Source organism: Stenotrophomonas sp. P5_A9 (assembly GCF_056400525.1).
Genome location: NZ_JBFULC010000024.1, coordinates 47,820 through 53,969 on the forward strand (window position 1 = coordinate 47,820; position 6,150 = coordinate 53,969).

6 protein-coding genes are annotated in these 6,150 nt (G+C 67.7%); 4 read left to right on the forward strand and 2 right to left on the reverse strand.

What is annotated here, in order from left to right:
• The first annotated feature begins 16 nt into the window (after positions 1-16).
• From AC1DR7_RS09730 to aroA, 4 genes are all read left to right on the forward strand, one after another.
• On the forward strand, positions 17-817 hold the full coding sequence (locus AC1DR7_RS09730; protein ID WP_256774497.1) for an FHA domain-containing protein: 801 nt from the start codon (positions 17-19) through the stop codon (positions 815-817).
• Positions 818-1,099: 282 nt separating this feature from the next.
• Positions 1,100-2,185 (forward strand): 3-phosphoserine/phosphohydroxythreonine transaminase, encoded by a 1,086-nt coding sequence (gene serC / locus AC1DR7_RS09735; protein WP_478051421.1) that lies wholly within the window; start codon positions 1,100-1,102, stop codon positions 2,183-2,185.
• A gap of 52 nt (positions 2,186-2,237) precedes the next feature.
• The gene (pheA, locus tag AC1DR7_RS09740) at positions 2,238-3,446 is read left to right on the forward strand and encodes a prephenate dehydratase (RefSeq protein ID WP_457320513.1); all 1,209 of its coding nucleotides are present in this window, start codon (positions 2,238-2,240) and stop codon (positions 3,444-3,446) included.
• Positions 3,447-3,563: 117 nt separating this feature from the next.
• The gene (gene aroA, locus AC1DR7_RS09745; RefSeq protein ID WP_457320515.1) at positions 3,564-4,877 is read left to right on the forward strand and encodes a 3-phosphoshikimate 1-carboxyvinyltransferase; all 1,314 of its coding nucleotides are present in this window, start codon (positions 3,564-3,566) and stop codon (positions 4,875-4,877) included.
• Positions 4,878-5,094: 217 nt separating this feature from the next.
• Here aroA and AC1DR7_RS09750 read toward each other — a convergent pair whose 3' ends face one another.
• The gene (locus AC1DR7_RS09750; protein WP_457320517.1) at positions 5,095-5,676 is read right to left on the reverse strand and encodes an energy transducer TonB; all 582 of its coding nucleotides are present in this window, start codon (positions 5,674-5,676) and stop codon (positions 5,095-5,097) included.
• Positions 5,677-5,845: 169 nt separating this feature from the next.
• On the reverse strand, positions 5,846-6,150 hold a 305-nt coding region (locus AC1DR7_RS09755), incomplete at its 5' end, for an energy transducer TonB (RefSeq protein WP_478076465.1).

Consider the following 6,150-nt stretch of genomic DNA (forward strand, 5'->3'; position numbering starts at 1 on the left):
GCTAGGCTTTCGCCGCGTGCAGAACCTGCTAGTTCACTTCACCCATCGCCAACAGCCCGACCAGCCCCTGCGGCCCGGGGTGCAACGCATCGTGCGCCACGCCTCGGGCAGTGTCCGCCTCAGCAACGACGCGGTCGGCAACCTGTTGCTGGCCCAGTTCTGCCTGGACGACCGCGGCCTGTGGCTGCAGGTGGCCAATGGCATCCGTGGCATCCACGTCAACGGGCGCCCGGTGCGGCGCATGGCGATGCTGCGGGCCGGTGATGCGGTCTACGCCGATGGCGTGGAGATGCTCATCCAGGGCGAATGCGAGGCGGCCAACCAGGCCCCCGTGCGCAGCGACGCCGGCAGCGAAGAGCAGCGCCTGCTACGCGGACTCGGAGGCCAGCACCACGGCCGCAGCTTCACCCTGGACCGCCCGCGCCTGATCGGCCGCAGCGCCGACGCGGACATCGTCGTCGACGATCCGGCCTTCGCCGAGCAGCATGCGCGGCTGGAACTGCACGGCGACCGCGTGCTGCTGCGTGACCTTGGGGCGGGTGAATCAACCCGGGTCAACGGCGTGGCGGTGCGGCATTGCTGGCTGCTGCCGGGCGACCAGCTGGTGTTCGATACCCAGCACCGCTTCGTGCTGGAAGTGCCGCACGACAGCCGCGTGCGCATCGTCAGCGAAGACGAGGATGACCTGCTCGACCTGCCGGCACCGACCGCCGTGCCGGTCAAGCCGCGACGCGTGAGCCGCTGGCCGTGGCTGCTGGCCAGTTCGCTGCTGTTGGCGGCCGTCATCAGCGGCCTGCTGTGGTTCGGGGCACGTTGACGCGTCTGCGGTAGGGCGGCTGTTGGGCGGCTCGGCGCGTGTCCTCGTGGGGTCATGAGGTTGCCGGCCAGCGGCCGGCACTACTCGCGTGGTGATGGGGTCATGGGTTGCCGGCCAGCGGCCGGCACTACTTGTGGTGATGGGTCATGGGTTGCCGGCCAGCGGGCGGCACTACCGGAAGGTGGTCGGATAGATTCGTTTGCAACCAAATTTGCCTTGTGCTGCAAGGCCGCAAGCCTGGTGCGCTGCGGCATACTAGGGGTCTTGCCCCATAGGTGTGACATGACGCGCGCGTTCAACTTCAGTGCCGGCCCTGCAACCCTGCCGGAATCGGTCCTGCGCAAGGCGCAGGAAGAGATGTTGGAATGGAATGGCGCTGGCGCCTCCATTGTCGAAATGAGCCACCGCGGCCCGGAGTTCATGGCTGTCGCCGCCCAGGCCGACGCCGATCTGCGCCGTCTGATCGGCATCCCCGATGACTACGCCGTGCTGTTCCTGGCCGGTGGCGCCACCACCCAGCAGGCCCTGCTCGCGCTCAACTTCGCCCAGCCCGGCCAGACGGTGGACTACGTGCTCACCGGGCACTGGGGCAAGACCGCGATCAAGCAGGTCAAGCCCTACGTCAACGTCCACATCGCCGCCAGCAGCGAAGCCAACGGCTTCCACGACATCCCCGCGCGCGACATCTGGCAGCTCTCGGCCGATGCGGCCTACGTGCACATCACCGCCAACGAGACCATCCACGGTGTCGAATTCCGCGATACCCCGGACGTCGGTCAGGTGCCGCTGTTCGCCGATTTCAGCTCGTCCATTGCCAGCGAACCGCTGGATGTCAGCAAGTACGGGCTGATCTACGCCGGCGCGCAGAAGAACCTCGGCCCGGTCGGCGTGTCGGTGGTGATCGTGCGCCGGGACCTGCTCGAGCGCAGCGGCCAGCCGCGCGCGGACATCTTCGATTACCGCTCGCACGTGGGCCGCGATTCGATGCTCAACACCCCACCCACCTGGAACTGGTACCTGGCTGGGCTGGTGTTCCAGTGGATGCTGGCTGAGGGTGGCGTGGAGGAGTTCGCCCGCCGCAACGCCGCCAAGGCCGCGCTGGTCTACGGCGCCATCGACGGCTCCGGCGGCTTCTACCGCAATGACGTGGTGCCGGCCGCCCGCTCGCGCATGAACATCCCCTTCTTCCTGCCCGATGACACCCTCAACGCGCGCTTCGTCAGCGAGTCCAAGGCCGCCGGCCTGCTCGCGCTGAAGGGCCACGCCGCCGTCGGTGGCATTCGTGCCTCGCTGTACAACGCCATGCCGGTGGAGGGCGCGCAGGCGCTGGCCGCCTTCATGGCCGAGTTCCAGCAACGCCACGGCTGAGTCATTCGTTTCGACCGGGGCGCGTGCCGCCCCACTGCACCTGGAATCCCTGATGGCCAAACAACCCGCCAAGCCCGTCGCCAAGGCCAAGCCCCCCACGCCGGCGTCGACCAAGACCAAGGCCACCGCCAAGGCCACGCCTGACGGCAAGCCCGCGTCCACGCCCGAGGCCGCGTTGCCCGCGCCGGTGCTGTCGGACGTGCGCGCCAAGATCGACCACATCGACCGCAGCATCCAGGCGCTGATCGCCGAGCGCGCCAACTTCGCCCACCAGGTCGGCAAGGCCAAGGGCAAGCTCGCTGCCGCGGTGGACTACTACCGCCCCGAGCGCGAAGCGCAGGTGCTGCGCATGGTGGTGGACCGCAACGAAGGCCCGCTCAGTGATGAAGTGCTGGTCCATGTGTATCGCGAAATCATGTCGGCCTGCCTGGCCCAGCAGGAGCCGTTGAAGATCGGCTACCTCGGTCCGGAAGGCACCTTCAGCCAGCAGGCCGTGCTCAAGCATTTCGGGCGCTCGGCGCTGGGCTTGCCGCTGGCCAGCATCGAAGAAGTGTTCCAGGAAGTAGAAGCGGGCAACGCCGATTTCGGCGTGGTGCCGGTGGAAAACTCGGGGCAGGGCACCATCCAGATCACCCTGGACATGTTCCTCACCTCCAACCTGAAGATCTGCGGCGAAGTGGAACTGCGCGTGCAGCAGTACCTGATGTCGCGCAGTGGCCGGCTGGAGGATGTCGAGCGCGTCTACGGCCACCCGCAGTCGTTCATGCAGACCTCCTCGTGGCTGCGCGCCAACCTGCCCAAGGCCGAGAAGATCCCGGTCTCCAGCAACGCCGAAGGCGCCCGCCGCGCGCGCAATGCCGATGACGCCGCCGCCATCGGTGGCGAGAGTGCCGGGCACGTGTACGGCCTGAAGAAGGTGGTGACCAAGCCGATCCAGAATGACGCGGACAACACCACGCGCTTCCTGGTCGTCGGCCGCAACATCTTCCCCAGCTCCGGCCACGACCGTACCTCGGTGCTGGTGTTCATCCACGACAAGCCCGGCGCGCTGTTCGACGTGCTCAGCCCGTTCGCCCGCCACGGCATCAGCATGAACCGCATCGAGTCGCGGCCCTCGCACAATGCCAAGTGGGAATACGGCTTCTTCATCGACCTGGCCGGCCATGTCGAGGACGACGCCATGCAGGCCGCGCTGGCCGAACTCAAGGCGCACTCGGCGCAGATCAAGATCCTTGGCTCTTATCCGGTTGCCATTCCTTGATCCCCGGGGCGTAGCCGCGATGCGCGCTACGCCCGGCCCGGCGCCCCTGCGGCTGCCGAAGCCACTTCCGCACACCGTTGCATCGCCGCCGTGGCGGCCCGTCCCCTAGGAATTTCGATGACTGCTTCTCCGTACTGGATCGCCCACAAGGGCCAGCCCCTGCAGGGCAGCCTGACCATTCCCGGCGACAAGTCCGTCTCGCACCGCTCGGTGATGTTCGCCGCGTTGGCTGATGGCGTCTCGCATATCGATGGCTTCCTGGAAGGCGAAGACACCCGCGCCACCGCTGCCATCTTTTCGCAGATGGGCGTGCGCATCGACACCCCGTCGCCGTCGCAGCGCGTGGTGCATGGCGTCGGCGTGGATGGGCTGAAGGCACCGTCGGCGCCGCTGGACTGCGGCAACGCCGGCACCGGCATGCGCCTGCTCGCCGGCCTCCTGGCCGCCCAGCCGTTCGACAGCGTGATGGTGGGCGATGAGTCACTGTCGCGCCGGCCGATGCGCCGCGTCACCGGTCCATTGGCGCTGATGGGCGCGAAGATCGATACGGAAGCCGATGGCACGCCGCCGCTGCGCGTGCACGGCGGGCAGGTGCTCAAGGGCATCGAATTCGCCTCGCCGGTGGCCAGTGCCCAGGTCAAATCGTCCGTGCTGCTGGCCGGCCTGTACGCGGATGGCGAGACCTCGGTCAGCGAGCCGCACCCMACCCGCGACTACAGCGAGCGCATGCTGCGCGCCTTCGGCGTGGATATCGAGTTCTCGCCCGGCAAGGCCCGCCTGCGCGGCGGCCAACGCCTGCGCGCCACCGACATCGTGGTGCCGGCCGATTTCTCGTCCGCCGCGTTCTTCCTGGTGGCCGCCAGCATCATTCCCGGCTCGACACTGCGCCTGCGCGCGGTCGGCCTCAACCCGCGCCGCACCGGCCTGCTGGCCGCGTTGCGGCTGATGGGCGCGGATATCAGCGAAGAGAACCACGCCGAGCAGGGCGGTGAAGCCGTGGCCGATCTGGTCGTGCGATATGCCCCGCTGCACGGCGCGGAGATTCCCGAAGCGCTCGTGCCGGACATGATCGACGAGTTCCCCGCGCTGTTCGTCGCTGCCGCCGTTGCGCACGGCAACACCGTGGTGCGCGGTGCCGCCGAACTGCGGGTGAAGGAATCCGATCGCCTCGCGGCCATGGCCACGGGCCTGCGCACGCTGGGCGTGCAGGTGGACGAAACCGACGACGGCGCCACCATCCACGGCGGTGCCGTGCTCGGCAGCGGCACCATTGAAAGCCATGGCGACCACCGCATCGCCATGGCGTTTGCCATTGCCGGCCAGCTCAGCAATGGCGAGGTGCGCGTGAATGACATCGCCAACGTGGCAACCTCGTTCCCGGATTTCGATGGCCTGGCCACAGGGGCAGGATTCGGTCTCCGCCAAGGCTGATCGAAAAAAAACCAGACGGTAGAGCCGAGCCATGCTCGGCTGCTCTTCCGCTCTTCCGCTCTTCCGCTCTTCCGCTCTTCCGCTCCTCCGCTCCGTTTCGTGCGTCGCCTGGCTGCCGAGCATGGCTCGGCACTACCGGTGCTTTGCACCGCATGCGAATTGCCAACGAAAAGGGAGGCCATTGGCCTCCCTTTTCGTTACGCGTCTACGCAACCGCTTAACGCTCGGTGCGGAAATCCACCGGCACGCGCACCACGCTGGCCACGGCACGACCATTGCTCATGGCCGGCTCGAACTGCCACTGACGCACGGTGTTCAACACCGAACGGTCCAGATCGCGATCGCGCGAACCGGTGCGCTGCACGATATTGGCATCGGTGACATGGCCGCGCGGGTCCACGTTCAAGCTCGCCACCACGCTGCCCTGCACGCCATTACGCAGCGCGGAGGCCGGATAGGTCGGCTTGGTGTTGCTGGCCAGCGGGCGTGCCTCGCGGTTGCGCGCCACCGGCGTGGCCTTGCGCTGTGCGGTAGTGGCCGGGGTGGCCTGTCGTGCAGCCGGTGCCGGCGCAGTCGTGGCTACCGGGGTCTGCGTCGCCGGCAGCATGCGCTCGCCGACCGGTGCAGTGCTGGTGTCATCAGGGTTGGCGTAACGCAGCCAGACCAGCGCGGCGGCAAACATCGCCACGATCAACGCCATCCACAACCACGGCGAAGTGCCGCGACGGGCGGGTTCATCGGTCGCATCGCGCTGGTGCTGCGGCGAGGCGTGCATGTCGTGGGCATGGGTAACACTCATGGCGGACTCCTGGTGTCGTTGTGACAGCCGCAGTCTTGCCCGTGAACGGTTGCGGATGTGTCACCGCAACGTCAACGCGGCGACTGCATTCCCGACGAGGTTCAGCTTGATGAGTCGTTGCCAAATCGCCGCGCGTGACAGCCGCGCGAACGAGGATGGTTGCAGCGCATTACTGCGGCTTGAAGTCGAACGGCACTTCAATGCTTCCCGGCACGGCCTGGCCATTGCTGTGCGCCGGGGTGAAGCGCCAGCGACGCACGGCATCGGAGGCGGCACGATCAAGATCGCGTGAACCGCTGCGCTCGATCACCGTGACATTGGACGGATAGCCCGTGGCATCCACCTCCACGCGCACCACCACCGTGCCGGTATCACCGCGACGCAGTGCGGCCGGCGGGTAGCTTGGCGGCGGCGACTGATCGGCGATCGGCTGTGGACGCTCGCCGCCAGCGGCGGGCGCGGCAGGGGCGGCGT

Bases quoted from the DNA above. Each gene is read 5' to 3' on its own strand.
- serC (WP_478051421.1), top strand. From the start codon at position 1,100: ATGACGCGCGCGTTCAACTTCAGTGCCGGCCCTGCAACCCTGCCGGAA.
- AC1DR7_RS09750 (WP_457320517.1), bottom strand. From the start codon at position 5,676: ATGAGTGTTACCCATGCCCACGACATGCACGCCTCGCCGCAGCACCAG.
- pheA (WP_457320513.1), top strand. From the start codon at position 2,238: ATGGCCAAACAACCCGCCAAGCCCGTCGCCAAGGCCAAGCCCCCCACG.